This is a genomic window from Flagellimonas okinawensis, from assembly GCF_029194005.1.
GTDB classification, from domain to species: domain Bacteria; phylum Bacteroidota; class Bacteroidia; order Flavobacteriales; family Flavobacteriaceae; genus Flagellimonas; species Flagellimonas okinawensis.
In genome coordinates this window covers 63012-81901 of the sequence record NZ_JARFVA010000007.1, presented here as the reverse complement: position 1 = coordinate 81901, position 18890 = coordinate 63012, and the positions used below count along the sequence as shown (strand labels likewise).

General features: G+C 41.0%; 17 protein-coding genes. 11 read left to right on the top strand and 6 right to left on the bottom strand.

Going from position 1 to position 18890, the window contains the following annotated elements; translation table 11 throughout:
- Window positions 1–56 precede the first annotated feature (56 nt).
- Together PY091_RS16385 and PY091_RS16380 are read right to left on the bottom strand one after the other, a co-directional pair.
- Entirely contained in the window at window positions 57–1130 is a 1074-nt protein-coding gene (locus tag PY091_RS16385) for a FecR family protein (RefSeq protein ID WP_166247269.1), read from the bottom strand.
- A gap of 94 nt (window positions 1131–1224) precedes the next feature.
- Window positions 1225–1794, bottom strand: coding sequence for an RNA polymerase sigma factor (locus PY091_RS16380; protein ID WP_166247270.1), 570 nt, complete (start codon window positions 1792–1794; stop codon window positions 1225–1227).
- Window positions 1795–2282: 488 nt separating this feature from the next.
- Between PY091_RS16380 and PY091_RS16375 the strand changes: the two genes are divergently transcribed.
- From PY091_RS16375 to PY091_RS16345, 7 genes are all read left to right on the top strand, one after another.
- A complete protein-coding gene (locus tag PY091_RS16375) occupies window positions 2283–4025 on the top strand; it encodes a sulfatase family protein (RefSeq protein ID WP_166247271.1) in 1743 nt (580 codons plus the stop codon).
- Window positions 4026–4064: 39 nt separating this feature from the next.
- A complete protein-coding gene (locus tag PY091_RS16370; RefSeq protein ID WP_166247272.1) occupies window positions 4065–4955 on the top strand; it encodes a hypothetical protein in 891 nt (296 codons plus the stop codon).
- Window positions 4956–4966: 11 nt separating this feature from the next.
- Window positions 4967–5857 (top strand): alpha/beta hydrolase, encoded by an 891-nt coding sequence (locus PY091_RS16365; protein ID WP_166247273.1) that lies wholly within the window; start codon window positions 4967–4969, stop codon window positions 5855–5857.
- Between the two features lie 444 nt (window positions 5858–6301).
- Window positions 6302–6433 carry a hypothetical protein gene (locus tag PY091_RS16360; RefSeq protein WP_258537782.1) on the top strand — a complete coding sequence of 44 codons (132 nt, stop codon included), beginning with the start codon at window positions 6302–6304 and terminating at the stop codon, window positions 6431–6433.
- Window positions 6434–6488: 55 nt separating this feature from the next.
- The gene (locus tag PY091_RS16355) at window positions 6489–7631 is read left to right on the top strand and encodes a sulfatase/phosphatase domain-containing protein (RefSeq protein WP_240905120.1); all 1143 of its coding nucleotides are present in this window, start codon (window positions 6489–6491) and stop codon (window positions 7629–7631) included.
- A gap of 94 nt (window positions 7632–7725) precedes the next feature.
- Window positions 7726–8856, top strand: coding sequence for a formylglycine-generating enzyme family protein (locus PY091_RS16350; RefSeq protein ID WP_166247274.1), 1131 nt, complete (start codon window positions 7726–7728; stop codon window positions 8854–8856).
- A gap of 342 nt (window positions 8857–9198) precedes the next feature.
- The gene (locus tag PY091_RS16345; RefSeq protein ID WP_166247275.1) at window positions 9199–9339 is read left to right on the top strand and encodes a hypothetical protein; all 141 of its coding nucleotides are present in this window, start codon (window positions 9199–9201) and stop codon (window positions 9337–9339) included.
- Between the two features lie 319 nt (window positions 9340–9658).
- Here PY091_RS16345 and PY091_RS16340 read toward each other — a convergent pair whose 3' ends face one another.
- The 3 genes from PY091_RS16340 to PY091_RS16330 all read right to left on the bottom strand — a co-directional run bounded on the left by PY091_RS16340 (window position 9659) and on the right by PY091_RS16330 (window position 12001).
- Entirely contained in the window at window positions 9659–10255 is a 597-nt protein-coding gene (locus tag PY091_RS16340) for a TetR/AcrR family transcriptional regulator (protein ID WP_166247276.1), read from the bottom strand.
- Between the two features lie 158 nt (window positions 10256–10413).
- Window positions 10414–11328: a lysophospholipid acyltransferase family protein gene (locus tag PY091_RS16335; RefSeq protein WP_166247277.1), complete on the bottom strand. Its 915-nt coding sequence runs from the start codon at window positions 11326–11328 to the stop codon at window positions 10414–10416.
- Window positions 11329–11392: 64 nt separating this feature from the next.
- Window positions 11393–12001, bottom strand: a complete 609-nt coding sequence (locus PY091_RS16330; RefSeq protein WP_166247278.1) for a TetR/AcrR family transcriptional regulator — start codon at window positions 11999–12001, stop codon at window positions 11393–11395.
- An 85-nt stretch (window positions 12002–12086) separates the two neighbouring features.
- Between PY091_RS16330 and PY091_RS16325 the strand changes: the two genes are divergently transcribed.
- From PY091_RS16325 to PY091_RS16310, 4 genes are all read left to right on the top strand, one after another.
- Complete coding sequence (locus tag PY091_RS16325; protein WP_166247279.1) at window positions 12087–12527, top strand: PaaI family thioesterase; 441 nt, start codon at window positions 12087–12089, stop codon at window positions 12525–12527.
- A 99-nt stretch (window positions 12528–12626) separates the two neighbouring features.
- Window positions 12627–13964: a TolC family protein gene (locus tag PY091_RS16320; protein WP_166250397.1), complete on the top strand. Its 1338-nt coding sequence runs from the start codon at window positions 12627–12629 to the stop codon at window positions 13962–13964.
- Between the two features lie 8 nt (window positions 13965–13972).
- On the top strand, window positions 13973–15037 hold the full coding sequence (locus PY091_RS16315) for an efflux RND transporter periplasmic adaptor subunit (RefSeq protein WP_166247280.1): 1065 nt from the start codon (window positions 13973–13975) through the stop codon (window positions 15035–15037).
- A gap of 36 nt (window positions 15038–15073) precedes the next feature.
- Window positions 15074–18244 carry an efflux RND transporter permease subunit gene (locus PY091_RS16310; RefSeq protein WP_166247281.1) on the top strand — a complete coding sequence of 1057 codons (3171 nt, stop codon included), beginning with the start codon at window positions 15074–15076 and terminating at the stop codon, window positions 18242–18244.
- A 177-nt stretch (window positions 18245–18421) separates the two neighbouring features.
- Here PY091_RS16310 and PY091_RS16305 read toward each other — a convergent pair whose 3' ends face one another.
- Window positions 18422–18805 (bottom strand): transposase, encoded by a 384-nt coding sequence (locus tag PY091_RS16305; protein ID WP_470299861.1) that lies wholly within the window; start codon window positions 18803–18805, stop codon window positions 18422–18424.
- Window positions 18806–18890: the final 85 nt, after the last annotated feature.

Genomic DNA, 18890 nt, shown 5'->3' with positions numbered 1-18890 from the left:
ATTTACAACCGGCAGATGCTCCAACATCTGTCGGTTTTTGTTTAGTTGGTTTTAATTCATTGGCTTGGCGTTTTATAAATTTGTTGAGTGGTTATTAGTATGATTTTATCTGCTTGGCGTTCCATAGTAAAGTGATATGCTTTGCCTAAAGTTTGAATAACACTATATACATCTTCCTTTAAGTCAATTTTTCCAGAATAAGTGTCCTTACTCAATTGTTCGCCCTTGACAATTATTTCAACCCCATAGTATCTAGACAATTTTGTTGCTATATACTTAAGATCATTTTTTTGAAAGCTGAAGAATCCTTTCCTCCATCCAAAATATTCATCCATATTTACTGCATACTGTATATCAATTTCCTTGGTTGTGCTATTATAACTTGAACGTGTGCCAGGAGTTATTTTAAAAGATTTCCCATCATCTTTGGCATATGTAACCAATACACTACCGCTTTTAAGGACTGTGCTTGTTTTTTCATCTTCCCTATAACTACTAATGTTAAAAACAGTACCCAGCACCTCAACTTCCTGATTTGAAGAAAGCACTAAAAACGGTCTTTTAGGGTTATGAGATACTTCAAATATTGCTTCGCCTTCTAAATAAACCTCTCTTCTATCACCTTTAAAAACTACAGGATAAACCAATCTCGAGCCTGAGTTGATCCATACTTTTGTACCATCTGAAAGGGTCACATCTGTGCGCTTTCCATAGGGTACCAGGATAGTATTGAAAATAGGCTTGTCTTCATCTTTTAAGATTTGTCTATATTTTTCACCCGTTCCCACTTGTAGATCCTTTCCCGTTGGGGAATATTTTAATGTGTTGTTCTTTTCTTTTAGTTGTACTTTCTTTCCCTCGCCCAGCACCACAGTTACCTGATTACTCTTGCTAACGTCAATAAATGGCGCATCTTCATCAACAAAATCTTGTAAAGATTGTTCGCCGAGCATGTCAAAAACGCTGAAAACACCAAACAATATCACTATAGACGCCGCTGCGCCGTACAATAACCTAGCCCTTTGTTTAATCTTTCGATTTTCTCTCAGAATCCTTGCCGACCTAATTATGCGACTTTTGAGCTTTTCCCGCTCCGTATCGGATAGGGTTCCTTTGTTATTCAATTTCATAATTGTTTGGATAATCGGCAGTGGAAATTACAGCCACTGTATATATGTAAGAGAACAATTTCTGTTGTTTATAGACAATGAAATCTAATTATTTTTAGAAAAGTATACTTAATGCGGTCTTCCGGATTGTTTTTAAAGTTCGGTAAAATAACGTTCTGGCAGAAGCAACTGAAAGACCCATTTCCCTAGAAATTTCTTCGTAACTTTTTTCTTGATTAAAACGAAGACGGAGTATCCTTTTTTGATGATTGGTCAAATTGTCCATTATTCTTCTTAACCTCATCAATTGGGCATTCTCATTTTCTTCTTCGATAATTACTTCTTCATGTGATGCGACAGTCAAATTGGTGTTAGCTGTCATGTTGGTAATGTGTTTGAACTCGTTCTCTAGGCTCTTTAACCTATAATCATTGTGTTTATATAGATTTCTTTTAAGCGAAACGATTAAATAAGCCTCTATGTTGACCACATTTGACAATTTTTCACGGCACCTGTAAAGGTCTAGAAAAAGGTCGTGGATTTCATCTTGAATCAGCTCCCTGTCGTTAATGATTTTATACCCACAAGCAAATAGTTTGTCAACATGAAAGTTATATAGCGATTCTAGTGCCGATATGCTACCCTTCTTAAGATCATTCCAGATTTGAGTCTCTTCTGTTTTCATTAGCGTTACTTTTCTTTAGTTTCTTTAGTTTCTTTAGTGGCAGAGTTACCATTTAATTTTCGAAACGGAAAATTTGAATTTTTGCAGATTACGCTTGTTTTTTTTGAAGTTTATCGACAAAAACTCAACTAAAGTATAAAATATTTAGCAAATTGATAATTCATACAATTAAATACCCAATCTTTTGAAAGAAATGATATTCAGGCGTCAGCCTTCTTATAGGAAAATATGAGAAAAAGAATCAAGACTCCACTAAGCCAAATATACGACCTAATGCAGAGACATGTAAATGCAGTAATAGCTGACAGAATTATCATAGCTGAGCCGATTCGTGCTGGTATTCTAATTTGAAACAACACTTTTAAAATTGGAGAAGTTGAGGCAAATAATGTAAAAATCATTTATGTTAAAAATAAGCGCCAGAGTAAAAAAACTTAAAAGAATGTCTATAAAAACAGTTTTTCTTCCTCCTTATTAAAAGAGACAGTATGTTTAAAAGTCTGATCCCATGGAAAAATTATAGCAGGAGAATAAGGCGCGTATTGCTTTTGATTGTTATTTTAATAATCTTTTGTTTTTTTACAGCATCTTTTGGCCAAAAAAAGCCAAATATAGTTTGGATAGTATGTGAGGATATTTCTCCTTTTTTGGGGGCATATGGTGATTCAATCGTAAAAACTCCGAACATAGATAGTCTGGCACGTGAGGCAGTGCTTTTTACAAAAGCATATACCACAGCTGGGGTCTGCGCGCCGAGCCGATCATCGATAATCACGGGCATGCACGCCATTTCAATAGGAGCCCAACACATGCGCACTCTTTCAAGTTCCCCCTTTTTCATGCCTCAAGGCCTGCCAAGCTACTCAGCCGTTTTGCCCGATTATGTAAAGGCTTTTCCCGAATATCTAAGAGCCAAAGGCTATTATACAACAAACAACTATAAAGAAGATTATCAATTTGAAGAGCCTGTCACAGTTTGGGATGACAGTAGCCCTGCAGCATCTTACAAATACCGGCCCAAAAACACTCCGTTCTTCAGCGTGTTCAATTTGGCAATCACACACGAATCAAAGTTGATGGTCTCGCCCGATAGTATTCGGTATGACCCCAATGATATGAAATTGCCGCCTTATTATGTTGATACCGAAACCGCTCGAAATGACATGGCCGTCCTTTATACCCGTATCGAACAAATGGATCGAGCTGTTGGCGAGATTGTTGGTGGGCTAAAAAACAATAAAGTATATGACGACTCTTATGTGATATTTTTTAGTGACCATGGTGGATGTATGCCCTGGACAAAGCGAGAAATTCTCGAAAGGGGCACACATATACCTTTGATCGTGAAATATCCCAAAAACCGTTTTGCGGGCACTAAAGATGATAGGTTGGTCAGTGCGGTGGACCTGGCGCCAACCATGCTTTCCATAGCGGGCATCGAGCCTCCCGACCACCTTCAGGGAACCGCTTTTCTGGGACCTTTAAAAAAAAAGGAAGAAAGAAAATATGTTTTTGCCGCTAGGGATCGAATGGCAAATAAATATGACCGGGTACGATCTGTAAGCGATGGGAATTTCAGATATGTGTACAACTTTATGCCCGAACTGCCAAAATACCAAGACTTACAATACAGAAAGGGCATACCTACAATGAAAGAAATATTGGAATTGCACGAAATGGGACGTTTGGATAACCCAAATCTACTGGACTGGTTTGCAAAAAATAAGCCCACGGAAGAACTCTACCACACCAAAATGGACCCCAATGAGGTGCGCAATCTGGCAGATGAGCCCCAATATACGGCTAAAAAGAAAGAACTGAAAGAAGCACTTTTTGACTGGATAGCAGAAGTGGGCGACCTATCCTCGATACCAGAGAAAGAAATGGTATTCAACAATTGGTGGAAAAACAAAAAAGGACCACCTAAAACATCACCACCTAAAGTAATAAGGAACAAAAAAGGGTACACAATAGAATGTGGCACAAAAGGTGCCTCAATCGGTTATCGTATCGTTGAACAAAATAATCAAGCTTTAAATTCAAAACGTAGGACCGAAAGTTGGGATTTTGGTTTTACGATCGACCAAAATAAAACTGTTGCTTATGTTGATGTGCCCCAACCCTGGAAAGTCTATCAAGGTGAGACCATAAAATTGAAAAAGGGACAGACACTTTTAATCAATGCCCATAGAATAGGCTATTTGCCCAGTGAAGTAACATATACCCATTAGAATTCAAACCATAATTTTTACAAATAAATTAGTTTAATCATGAAGACAACCAATCGCTTATTTTTTGGAACGACATTCTTGTCGTTGCTTATGTTCACCTCTTGCTCAGATACATCTTTTGATGAAGCAAACTTAAATACAACTGAAAGTCTATATGAATCAGATAAAATACCGTTGCTGTTCGGGGACGAGTCTGAAGACATTCAATTTGATGGTTATTATGTTGGTGCGGACACCTTGCTTTTTGACCACCAGACCACCAGTATATTGGATGTTCCCCCTGTATATCCTGACATTATAACAAATGATGAACCCATATGGTTTGTCAATGGTGCTGGTACTGATGTGGCCAAGCAATATAAGAATATGGTGGAGATTGCAGAATTTACTGGCCGACCAGTTGTGGGTATTCATAATGGTACCAAAGAAGGAATAGCAGATGTCATTGAAATTATTTTACCTACTAATGAGACGGTGGAGGCAGCAATTGAAAAGAGCGTGCTCGAAATCATTGACACAGAGGAAAAGGTATTGTTGCTTGGGCATAGTCAAGGAGCCTATCACTTGGCAAGATCACTACGGTCATTGGAAAACCAGCTTTCTAACAACCAATTGGGACAACTAATGGTAGAGACTATTGGCGGTGCCGGTATGTGGTTCCCCAGAGGTCCACAGTATATCCACTATGCCAATCAAGGAGACAATGTACCAAAGTTTCATGGTGTGCTTACGCCTGGTGCTCTACCGGGAAATCGAAGTGTCATATTCACTTTTGATGACGAATGGTATGATATTCCACCAGAAATAGATACACCATTTATAAGGGTACATGCCCAAATTGTTTATTTGCGAAATCGACTGACTTTTGCTGAGGCCCGGACGTATGCCCCATTGTTCGGTCATAAAAAAATCAATCTGGATAATCTTTAATTGACTGAGAAATGAGACGATCAAAAAGTTTTATACTTCATACCGCCGCAATTACCATAACTTTTTTAAGCTCGGTGTTTTGTTTTGGACAGGGGAAAGTATTGGAAGCACAATCGATAAAGAGTGCCATTTTGGACAAAGAAATTGATTATACTATTTATTTGCCGGCCGGTTATGATGAATCAAAAAGAAGTTACCCTGTAATCTACCTGTTACACGGTTATGGGGGTGATGAAAATGTTTGGGTGCAATATGGTCTCATAGACCATTTCATGGATTCTGCCATTGAAAATGCCGAAATCCCCCCCTCGATTGTAATAATGCCTGATGGGGGGCAGCATTTTTACATAAACGATTTCCAGGGGTATTCAAAATTTGAAGATATGTTCTTTCAAGAATTCATCCCTATGGTCGAAAAAAACTATAGAATTAAAAAAACAATGGAGCATAGAGCCGTGGTTGGCAATTCAATGGGTGGCTATGGGGCCTTTCTTTATGGGGTGAAACACCATGATATGTTCGGCACCTGTGTTCCGCTCAGTGCTGCCATCATTTCGTTGGATCATCCGATGACCAAAAACCCTATGTGGAAGGGAATCGCGAAAAACCTATATGGAATGGATATGGATTCTCAAAACCCCTCCACTGGTCATTGGGATGCCAATAACCCCTTGAAATTGATCCAAACAATACCAAAGGGTCAACTGAAAACAAGGTTTTACTTCGATATCGGTGATGATGATTTTCTTTATTCCGGCAATGCCAAAGCCTATGTTGAATTACGAAATATGGAGGTAGAACACGAGTTCCGTATCCATGACGGTGGCCATGATTGGACATTTTGGAGGTCATCGATACCGGGTTTTTTAAAATTTATAGGGCAGGGCTTTATGAGGCAATAATGCTATAGGGTTGAGAGGGAGTTAAGTCCCAATTGGGCGGGCACAATACGTAATCTTCTTTTTCTATTATGTTGGAAAAATAACGCTTTGCCCAGGGGGCTTACTCTTTTTCGTTTTGTTGTGTCAAACTGATGTAACGGATAAAGGAACTCGGTATAGCTATGGTAGTTTACCCTTTTTTGGAATATTATCGAAGTAAGATGTTTTTTGAAAAAATGATAATAAGTTACTTACCGCAATCATATATACATTTCTTAATGGCCTCAACTAGTAGAATAAAGTTCAAAGTGTTCTATTACCTTTTTTGTTAAGTACCAACATTAGGAATTGATACATGACAAAAAAAATAATGGTTAAAAAATAAATTGTAAGGCAATTAGTATTTACTTCTTTTTCTCCTTTTTTGTCTTTTCACTATATGCAGAAAAGCAACAAGATTCGTTGATGGAAAAGAAACCCCGAAATGTGATTTTTATCCTGACAGATGACCATCATTTTGATTATATGGGTTTTACCGGTAAGGTACCATGGTTCGAAACCGCTAACATGGACAGATTGGCAGCTGAAGGCGCCTAATCTGCCCAATACTTTTGTTACTACTTCTCTATGTTCTCCAAGTAGAGCCTCAATTTTGTCCGGGCAATACTCACACACCCATACCATTGTTGATAATCAAGCTCCCAATCCTGGTAATCTAATCTTTTTCCTTACCTATCTTCAAGAAGCCAATTATCAAACAGCATTATTCGGGAGATGGCACATGGGCAGCCATACCGATGAACCTAGGCCAGGTTTTGACCATTGGGAAAGTTTTCACGGACAGGGAGTATACTATAATCCTCAATTGAACATAAGTGGAAAACGAAAACAACATAAAGACTCGACCTATATTACAGATTTATTGACCGAACATGCCATTGATCGGTTAAAGCACCGAGATAAGGACAAACCTTTCTTTATGTATCTGTCACACAAAGCGGTACATTCGGAATTTAAGCCCGCAAAATGGCACAAAGGTAAATATAAAGGCAAAAAAATTGATTTGCCTTCAACCTATGACCAAACCAAAACGGGTGAATGGAGGGATTTGAAATGGCCAAAATGGGTTGCCGAACAAAGAGTAAGTTGGCATGGGGTAGATTATACGTACCATACTAATATTGGTATACACGGATTTATACAAGCCTATTGTGAAACTTTATTAGGTGTAGATGGAAGTCTTGGTTCGGTCATGAAGTATTTGGAATCGGCAGGAATTGATGATTCAACGTTGCTCATTTATATGAGTGAATATGGATTCAGTTGGGGTGAACATGGACTGATAGATAAACGCCGTTTTTATGAAGAGTCGGTCAAGGTTCCTCTTTTGGTTAGATGTCCCGAACTTTTTCAAAAAGGAACTCAACCAAAAGCCATGGTTCAGAACATTGATATTGCTCCTACTATTTTGGCCGAGGCGGTCAAAAAACCTGATTATATGCCCGGGGTTTCCTTTATGCCGGTTCTGACAGTTGATTACCCTGCCGCAAATCGAAAAGAGGTATTCTACGAATACCATTGGGAAAAAGACTTTCCCATGACACCGACTATGTTCGGTATGCGAACCGACCAGTATAAATATATACGTTACCAAGGAATTTGGGACAGGAATGAATTTTACGATTTGCTAAACGACCCAGATGAAAAGCATAACCTAATCGGTGACCCTACCAAACAGGGCACCAATAAAAATATGCCTCAATCACTTTATGGATGGTTGGCAGAAACAGATTGAATGAAGATTCCTTTGAAACCGATATACAAACCGGCTTGGGGTGACTACAAGTACAAAAAGGAGGATTAATAATTTTAAACTTTACCGAAGTCATATGATAAAATTAAAACAAAGTGTCTCTATCTGCCTCGTTTTGTCATTGGCTGGTTGCCAGAACAGGCATGAAACTAAAACCGAATTGTCCACAATCGGGACGGAAGAACCCTCAACAGTTACTACCAAGAAAGAACCAACAATGGACACCCCTGACGGAATGGTCTGGGTCCCAGGCGGGAACTTTAGGCAGGGAGCCGTTGCTTCAGACAAAATGGCAATGCCCCATGAGCGACCTGCACATCAGGTTTTTGTGGATGGATTTTATATGGATATCCATGAGGTGACCAATGCTCAGTTTACCAAGTTCGCGGAAGCAACGGGTTACGTAACCGTCGCAGAAAGGCAGATCGATTGGGGGGAAATGAAAAAGCAGCTACCCAAGGGAACACTAAAACCACATGATTCCATTTTAAGGCCTGGATCGCTTGTCTTCAAAAAGATCAGGTCCACCCTGCCAAACCTGTATGATTATTCTCAATGGTGGGAGTGGAAAATCGGGGCCAACTGGAAACATCCAAATGGCCCCGACAGCACTATCGAGGGAAACGAGAACAATCCAGTGGTCCACATAGCTTACGAAGATGCCATCGCCTATTGTGATTGGGCAGGCAAAAGGTTGCCAACAGAAGCCGAATGGGAATACGCGGCACGTGCCAATAATAAAGATCTCATCTTCTCTTGGGGAAATGAGATTGAACAACTTGGGTCATATGCCAATACGTGGGAAGGTGTATTTCCTGTCGATAACACCAAAAAAGATGGTTTTGAGAGAAGTGCACCAGTTATGAGTTACCCCAATAATGATTTTGGCCTATACGATATGGCAGGTAATGTTTGGGAATGGACTAGTGATTGGTACAATACCAATTATTATAAGAGTTTGAAGGACAGCATTGTAATAAATCCCAAAGGCCCTCGGAGTGCTTACAACAAAAACAACCCCTATGCAAAGGAAAAGGTGATCAAGGGAGGATCTTTTCTTTGCAGTGCCTCGTACTGTGCCAGCTATCGAATATCTGCCCGGATGGCCACAAGCCCAGACTCAGGTATGGAGCACCTAGGGTTCAGGACGGTTTTATCCGCTGTAAAAACGAGAAAATCATCAATATATCATTCTAAAAAAAAATGATTAGAAGGGACTTAACGTAGGGATATTACGTTGAACGCTGTATGGGAAGAACCATTACAAACGATAATTTGAGTCACTATAAAGCCATAAGAGTCTGTTTATTGGTGGCTTAAATACGTTTTGCTATGCTCTGTTTTTTCCGTTTTGTCTGGTGTACTATGCCCGTTTTTTTTGCATTATGATTCGTTCAAACGTGATGGGCCCACCATGTATAATGCCATCATAAATAATGTAGGCAAATCAATATTTCTGTTTATTTTTTTATTGAAGTGATTTAAACTTTTTTTGTACGAGAGATAGGGCTTCTGAGATTTGTGTTACCATACTCAAATTTCATAGCCCATGCACAAAGTACTCGATAAAGATACTATAGAAATGGAGATAGTTCCGTACATACTTCTTTCCCAACTTGGTTTTCCATCGATAGCCCCGATTTCTGAAATTATGAATGCCATCCTATTCAAGATGAAGAGCGGTGGGTAAGGGAAGGAAGAGGCGCAAAAACAACCAATGTACTTTATCTGATCGATAGGCAGGTTTATGGGCTGGCTCGTCAAGTTTTTGTTTGTAATTCCCCTATTGTCAGGGGCGGACGGAAAAGTGACATAGGCATCCACAGATAGAAAATATATTCTTCCCTTTTAAAATGTGAACGGCATTATCGAATGTTTTTTGGGAATCCTTTGAATAATCCATTGGCAATAGAGGATATTTTTAATAGCAGTAGGCATTTATATTCGGTAGTTTTCGCTTCAACCTAATTTACCTTGAAATACTTTTTTACCAAATGATAGTTGTCGGTCTATTTTTGGATAAACCTGTTGGTGTAATCCTTGGTCACAATACCTTTTATGGTGTTGATGATGAGATGTTGTAGAATCTCTTGCTGGGTATATTTATCAAAAAGACTGGATCTACCAAAAGCGATAGCGTTCAAATTCAAAAAATACAGTTCACAAACCAATCTCAAGTTTACCTCATTTTGAACACAGCCCAATTTTTGTGCGTCGACAAAAAGTTCATAAATGGTTTCATTTACCAGGTCATTCCGAAAGCCGTTAAAGAGTTCATAGGCCTTGGGATAATATTTCCTTAGCCCAAATAGGAACGTGGGACTGAAATATTTTAAATGTTCGAAACCCTTTTTGTATATCAGTATGATCTTTTCCAGCGGATCTTTACATAACGCAATCTCCGGTCCTTGAATCTCCCTTGAATAACTTAGCAACAGATAGGCGGTACTCTCTTGAACCAATTCTTCTTTTTTGTTAAAATAATGGTAGATGGTCTTCTTTGATATGCCGAGCTGATTTGCCAACTCATCGAGTGTGAAGCGTTTGCTCCCAAATCGAGTGAAGTTTAAGGCGGAGCATGCGATAAGTTCGGATTTACTGATCATTTGGGCAAATTATTAAGGCAATATAAAGTTTACATATTTACGATGATAGCGGATATGATAAGGATCACCAAAATGATAAATGGTGCTAGGTCGTTAAGCCTTTTGTCTCGGTTCTTTCTAGACAAATATAATCGGTATTAAATTTCAATAGCTTTTTATTATATAGACCAGATAATGCCGGGAACCTTAAAATTCCATGTTCCGGCAGTTAACTTCCACCTTCTATGGCTCCATAGCCAAAGTTCCGGCGATTTCAAGATCACGTTTTCCAATGCCCCTGCATAGTCCTCTATAATCCCATTGGTTCTCATGGAAACGGGATTGTCCGTAATTAAACTAAAACGCAGTCCATAGCACCCTCTTCTTATTTTTTTGAAAGAAGGAAACAGAACAACTTCACCGGTTTTTTTTGCAAGCTTTTCGGCCCCTACGAAAAAAGCCGTTTCCCGATTCAAAAAATGGCACCAATGTTTGGCACTGATCCTGACAGGGCTTTGATCACCGATAATGCAATTCATCATAATGACATTCTTTCGTTCAAGGTCTATAATGGTCCTATATCCCTTGTTGGATTCAATGCAATGGACACCAAATCGCTCTCTGATAATTTTAAATAGGCCATTGAAATAGTGGTTTTTGATCGGTTTGTAAAATGTATTCGATCGGTATGGAAAAAAAAGGGGCAGGAATATCATCCATTCCCAATTTCCCTGATGGGCCGTATAAAGCAAAATATTCTTCTTCTCGCTTAAATAATGTTCAACCAAATCCGGATTCTCTATACGCAAACGTTTCATCGCCGACTTTTTACCGATGGTCAATGTCTTAATGGATTCGACAAGTATATCACAGAAATGCCGATAGAAGTCCTTTTCGATTTTTCTCCGAGTGATTGGTGGCTTTTGGGGAAAGGATTTTTTGATATTGTCCGATACTACATTTCTTCTATACTTCATTAGGTAATAGACCACTATAAACAACAAGTCGGATAACAAGTACAGAACGGGCATCGGCAGGGCCGAGATTGCATAAAAAGGCAAATACCTTATTTTGGGCAGCATCTTGTTTTTCATTTCATAAAATTTATAATTTCACAGGCAACAAATAATTGGTTTCCTTTTTCTAAGGGCCCACAATTTATTTTTTGATTCCTTTCATGAACATATTCAATGCGCTTTCATATTGTTTCTGCAATAAGGAATATTCGGTTTCCGTGATATTTATGGTGTCTTTTTTAATAATTACATCGTGCCGCAACCCTTGGAAGATTGCAATGAACAATTCGGAAAAATAAGCGATATCAAGATTTTGAAAATCTTGGGTGGCAATACCTTTTGCCAATATTTCACCCACAAGCCGTATTTCTGCTTTGCGAAAGTTTTCGAATAGGCGGGCGTAAACGGGCTTCAAACTGTTTATGGATTCCAGGTTCAAAGCATTGAGGTGCACAAATTCGCGAAAGTAGTTCAGTCGTTTTTCTAGGTAACCTTGTAATATTTCTTCTGCCGGAACACTCGAGGAAAGGAGTCCTTCAAACTCGTTCAAAAGTGTTTTATGTCCTTGACTTACTACTTCTTTGAATAGTCCTTCCTTATTGGGGAAGTAGTAGTACAGGGATGCTTTCGACAGACCTATATCCCCGGCAATCTCCGTCATGGTTGTTTTTTTAAGGCCATAACGGCAAAATCTTTTCTTGGCGGAATCAAGTATTGACAAAAAAATATCGGCGTCTCTATTTTTGACCATTCGACTATTATAGTTATAAAGTCGAAAATAGTGTTTATATTCGCAAAAGAAAAATATTATTCTTTTAAATTTTACAATAAGACCAATGCAGGAAAAAGGGCAGGATGACCATTTGTTTCTAAAGCATGCCATTGAAAACATGATGCCGGCCAATAGAATATTGGGGCTGGAAATCATGGAGATCAAACCTCGGTACGTGAGCATCAAAGTCCCTTTTAAGAAAGAATTTATAGGAGATTATCTGCAAAAACGATGGCATGGAGGTATTTTGGCGGCTATCGCCGATACGGCGGGAGGGGCTGCCGGAGCGACGACCCTCGATTCCTTACAGGACAGGATAAATACCTTGGATATGCGGATCGATTATCTCCATCCTACCGTTGAAGGGGATATTTTGGCCAAGGCAAAGATCGTTAAAAGTGGTAAGGCGACCGCCGTAGTGGACGTGGAACTTTTCCAAAGTGGACAAAAGGATCCAGTGGCTTTGGCAAGATGTATCTATAGCATATATAGAAATGGCTCCTAGACTTTAAATGATAAAGAATTATGCATAAAAAAAGAGGTATCTTAAAAAGCCTATAGGACATCCAAAAATTTCTTCCCATTAAATACGTATCCGTTTATGATCAAAAAATTTTTAAGCATTTCCCTTTTATGCCTTGTTTGCGTAGCCAATGCCCAAGAAATAAAACAGCTTAGTTTAAAGGAGGCCGTCACCTATGCACTTGAGAACAAGGCCGATGCACAAAAATCGAAGCTGGCAATTGAAAATAGTGAGTACCAAATCCAGGAAGTTCGTTCGCGGGCATTGCCACAGATCACAGGGAACGGTAGTTTGGTCTATAATCCCATTCTACAGACCAATGTGATCGATGGAAGTTCCTTTGGGCAACCGGGCACCATTATACAGGCAACTTTGGGGCAAAAATGGAATTCGGTCTTTGGTGTTTCGTTGAACCAGACCATATTTGACCAATCGGTTTTCACGGGTTTAAAAGCCGCTAAAACTACCCGTGAGTTTTATCAGATCAATAATCTATTGACACAAGAGCAGGTAATAGAAAAGGTAGCCAATAGTTATTATCGGGTATATCTACAGCGGTTAAACCTTCAAGTACTCGATAGTACGTTGGCAAATACGATCAAGGCAAAAAATATCATTGAGGGCCAGTTACAAAATGGGCTGGCGAAGAAAATCGATCTGGACAGGATCATTGTTAAAATTTCAAATCTCGAGACCCAACGGCTCCAGATAAACAATGCGTTACAACTTCAAGAAAATACCCTGAAATTTTTTATGGGTATGCCCATAACCGCCCAAATCGAAATTCCGGAAATCGAGTTCGAATTCAGGCCAAGGGAGGTAGTTTCATCCCCGGATACCGAGAATCGAACGGAGTATCTGCTTCTCAAAAAGCAGGAACAATTGCTGACCTACCAGAAAATGGCGGTCAAGGCGGAATATTATCCAACGCTTTCCCTGACAGGTGGGTACAACTATCTTGGCCAAGGCCCGGATCTTCCCTGGTTCAAAAAGCCGGAGGACAATGTATATTGGTCCGATTTTTCATCGATAGCATTGAGTTTGAAAATTCCCATTTTCGCTGGTTTTGGGACGCGTTCCAAAGTACGGCAGGCCGATATCGATCTGAAGATCTTACAAGAGGATATCAAGGATACCCAATTGGCCTTGGACCTTGATTACGAAAATGCCCGAACCCAAATAAACAATAGTGTTGCGACCATCGACAATCAAAACGAAAATGTCAGGTTGGCACAGGCAGTTTTGGACAATACCAGAAACAATTACGTCCAAGGTTTGGCTCCGCTAACGGATCTATTGGATGCGGAAAACGCCTTGACCGAGGCCAGGAACAACTTTAACACCGCAATTTTACAATACAAACTGGCAGAAATTCTGTTGTTGAAGGCCATAGGGGAATTAAGGACATTAACAAATTAATAAGCACGATGAAAAAGAACGTAATATACATACTTGTAATTGTAGTGGCATTGGCCTTGATCGCCTTTACCTTAATGAACAATAAACAGGAAAATCAAACAAAGACGGATATCGTTGCACAAAAAAATGCTAGCGTCGCCGTAAAAGTGGATACGGTAAAAACGGAAACCAGTTCCCTCAATTTTACCGCCAATGGGAACTTCGAACCCTTTAAGGAACTGGATTTTTCTGCGGAAAAGCCAGGTAGGGTCGTTAGGGTTTTGGTAGAAGAAGGCGATCATGTCAGAGTGGGGCAAACTTTGGCAATTGTGAGAAGTGAACAGGTATCGGCAGAACTGCACGCTGCTGAAGCTGCCTATCAGAATGCGGCCACAAATTATAAACGTTTTGAAAATGCCCTAAAAACCGGTGGAGTGACCGAACAACAAATGGACCAGGCCAAGCTGACCTTGGTTACCGCACAATCGAGACTGGAACAGGCCAAGGTAAATGCAGGGGATGTCAACATAAAAGCTACGATAAAAGGAGTTGTGAACAAACGTTATATCGAACCGGGTTCTGTTCTAGGAGCGGCAACTCCAATGTTCGACATTGTCGATGTCTCGAAACTGAAACTAAGGGTTACGGTCAACGAGTCCCAAGTGGCCAGTTTAAAAGTGGGCGACCCGGTAAATATAAAAGCCAGTGTTTTACCTGACAGGACATTCTCTGGAAAAATTACGTTTATAGCACCGAAATCGGATAGCAGTTTGAATTTTCCGGTGGAAATCGAGATATCGAACAATCCGGACAATGCCCTGAAGGCGGGCATGTACGGAACGGCAACGTTCACCTCGTCGGACCGGGAAAGCGAAAAGATACTGGTGGCCCCTAGAAATGCGTTCTTGGGAAGTGTAAGCAGTAACCAGGTTTTTGTGGCCGAGGATGGAGTTGCAAAACTGACCGACGTAACGGCCGGAAGAATATTCGGTGATAAGGTCGAAATATTGGATGGTCTGGACAGCAATGAACTCGTAGTAGTTACCGGTCAGATCAATCTACAGGACGGTTCCAAGATAGATATCATCGACTAGAACCGGACAATAACCTCTAACATTTTATTTCATACTATGAAATTAGCTGAAATTTCCATAAAAAGACCTTCATTGGTCATTGTGCTGTTTACCATACTTACCCTCGGGGGCCTGTTCAGTTATAACCAACTGGGATATGAATTGATACCCAAATTCGACCGAAATGTCATAACCGTCGCCACTATCTACCCCGGTGCCTCGCCCAACGAGATCGAAAATACCGTGACAAAAAAAATAGAGGATGCGGTTGCCTCTCTGGAGAACATCAAAAAAATAGAATCGCGTTCTTATGAAAGTCTTTCCACGGTTGCGATTACCTTGACGGATGATGCCAATGTTGATTTTTCCCTAAACGATGCACAACGGAAGATCAACGCTATTATCAGTGATCTGCCAGATGATGCCAAAACACCCTCCTTAAGCAAATTTTCATTGAGCGACCTTCCGATCATGACAATTGGTGCTAATGGCACGATGGATGAAATCAAGTTTTATGACCTGATCGATAAAAAAATTGCCCCTTTACTTTCCCGGGTCAATGGTGTTGCACAGATAAATTTGATCGGGGGACAAGAAAGGGAAATCCAGGTAAATTTAGATGCCGACCGACTTCAGGGATATAACCTTTCCATACCACAGGTCCAACAGACCATCCTGGCCTCGAATTTGGATTTCCCCACAGGAAATATTCAGACCAGGCAGCAAAAAATATTGATCCGATTGGCCGGAAAATATAAAAGCGTTGAAGAGCTGCGTAATCTAGTGGTCGCGGATCAAGATGGCATCCAAGTGAGGCTCAGTGATATTGCGGATGTTCAGGACAGTCAAAAAACACCCGAAAAAATTGCAAGGGTAAATCAAAAAAGTGCCATCCTATTGCAGGTAATTAAGCAGTCCGATGCCAATGCCGTGGCCGTAAGCGAGGATATATTGAAACGGATAGCACAGCTCGAGACCGATTATAAAGCCATAGACCTCAAGCTCAATGTCGCCAATGACAGTACTGTTTTTACCTTGGAGGCGGCCGATTCGGTAATCCATGACCTATTGATCGCTGTATTATTGGTAGCGATCGTTATGCTCTTCTTCTTGCACAGTTTAAGAAACTCGCTAATTGTAATGGTGTCCATACCCGCATCGTTGATAGCGACATTTATAGGGTTTTTGTTTTTGGACTATACCTTGAACCTAATGAGTTTATTGGGACTGTCTCTGGTGGTGGGCATCTTGGTGGACGATGCCATCGTTGTACTCGAAAACATTTACCGGCATATGGAAATGGGCAAAAACCGTGTCCGTGCGGCCTATGATGGTACCGCTGAAATAGGGGGCACGGTAACTTCGATAACGCTGGTAATCGTGGTCGTCTTTTTTCCGATCGCCATGAGCAGCGGTCTGGTGTCAAAAATCATTACCCAATTTTGTGTGACCATCATAATTTCGACTTTGTTGTCCCTGTTGGCATCGTTTACCATTATTCCTTGGTTATCGTCCCGTTTCGGAAAATTGGAGCATATCACTGGTAAAAACCTGTTCGGTAGGCTTATCATCAAATTCGAAACACAATTAAAACGTTTCACGAATTGGATCTCCGGTTTATTGACTTGGTGCCTGGATCATTATAAGACCACGTTGTCCATCGTTTTGGTTATCTTCTTTGCTTCGATTGCCTTGGTAGGGGCAGGATTTATAGGAGGTGAATTCTTTGCCGCATCTGATAGGGGCGAATTTTTGGTGCAGATAGAACTACCGAAAGATGCCTCATTGGAACAAAGTAATTTTATGGCCCAAAAAGCAGAGGCCTTTTTGAATACCCAAGAAGAGGTCAAGAGCCTTATCACTACCGTAGGCCAGACCAGCGAGGGCTTAGGTGCTTCACAGGCCACCGCTTACAAAGCGGAAATCAACGTTCAAATGGTAGATGAAAAGGAACGCGATGACGATTCTTATGTATTTGCAGCCAAAACAAAACGTCGTTTAGAGAAAATATTGGTAGGCGCCAAGGTGAAGACCGTACCTATAAGTCTTTTGGGAGTGGCGGAGGAAGCCCCGTTGGCCTTGGTCGTGACCGGGCCTAGTTTGGATAGTGCCATGGTCTTTGCCAGAAAGGCCGAGGCGGAACTATATAAAATTCCCGGGGCCACGGAAATCGAATTGTCCGTAGAAACGGGAAACCCTGAAATCAATGTTCAGGTAGATCGGGATAAGATGACCTCCCTCGGCTTATCGTTACAAACGGTAGGATTGACAATGCAGACCGCATTTAACGGCAATACCGATGGCAAATTCAGGGCAGGGGAATATGAATATGATATTAACATACGCTACAATAGTTTTGATAGAAAAAACATTGCCGATGTTGGGGATCTGATCCTTACGAACAATCAAGGACAAGAAGTAAAACTCTCACAATTCGCCGACATCACGGAAACGTTGGGCCCGAGCCAATTGGAACGCCGGGACAAGACCGCGTCGGTTACCGTAAAAGGTCAGTCCGTAGGCCGGCCGGCCGGTACGGTCGCGGATGAATGGGAAGCTGCCTTTAAAGATGTCGAACGGCCTACGGGTGTCAATTATGTATGGGGAGGGGATAAAGAAAGACAATCGGAAGGGTTCGGAACACTGGGAATTGCCATGTTGGCGGCTGTTATATTGGTCTATTTGGTAATGGTTTCCCTGTACGACAGTTTTGTGCACCCGTTCGTAGTTCTTTTTTCCATTCCGTTATCGTTCATCGGAGCTTTGCTGGCATTGGCGTTAACGAACAATTCCCTGAACATCTTTACCATTCTTGGTATAATTATGCTGATCGGGCTGGTGTGTAAAAACGCCATCATCCTGGTTGACTTTGCCAACGAAAGGGTCCGGTCGGGGGAAACGGTCAGGAACGCTTTGATACAGGCCAACCACGCACGTCTGCGCCCGATTCTGATGACCACCATTGCCATGGTTTTCGGGATGCTTCCCATTGCTTTGGCCTCAGGCCCGGGATCGGGATGGAAAAACGGTCTTGCATGGGTTATCATAGGGGGATTGATAAGTTCGCTTTTCCTGACCTTGATAATAGTACCGGTAATATATAATTTAATGGAAAAATTAGTGCATAAGTTTACCAAGGGAACAAAAACTGATTATGAGGAGCTTATGGTGGCCGATTACGAGCATAAAAAATTGGTAGATGGCTTTAACCCGGACCACACACTCTGATATGCTGGCCGTGTCCGGCGGCTGAGCTTTATCGACATCTAAAATGCTATGCCATGGTAGTCCTTGGTGCCCGCTTGTCAGAGTAGTGACCTCCTCCTAACCACACTTTATTTAATAATTGTCTTAAGAAAGCCCAAAGCAGAGCTTTGGACTTGCAACAAAAAAACGGACAAAAAGTTAAGCCGCATTTTTGATTTTACTTAAATTTTCAAATTCGTCGATCGTCATGTTCCCCAATGCGGAGTGTGTTCTGCTTTTATTGTACCATGTCTCTATCCATTCGAATACCGAGAGTGCGGCCTCTTTCTTGCCGGCATGCCGTTTTCTATGGATCAGTTCCACCTTGATGGACTTGAAAAAGCTCTTGGCAACGGCATTGTCCCAACAGTTGCCCTTACAGCTCATGCTCCGTTCGACACATCTGTAGCTTTCCAACAGGTCGACGAACTCTTGGCAAGCGTACTGGATTCCCCTGTCCGAATGGAAGACCGACCTTTCGGACGGGGGCCTGTTGCCCACGGCCATTTTCCATGCCGCTATCACGGTATTCCCCGCGCTCAGGTCGGTGCTCTGCGACCGGTGAAGATGCTTGGATTATACATCGTAATGGTCAATGACAATAATTAGCAATCAAATGACCTATATT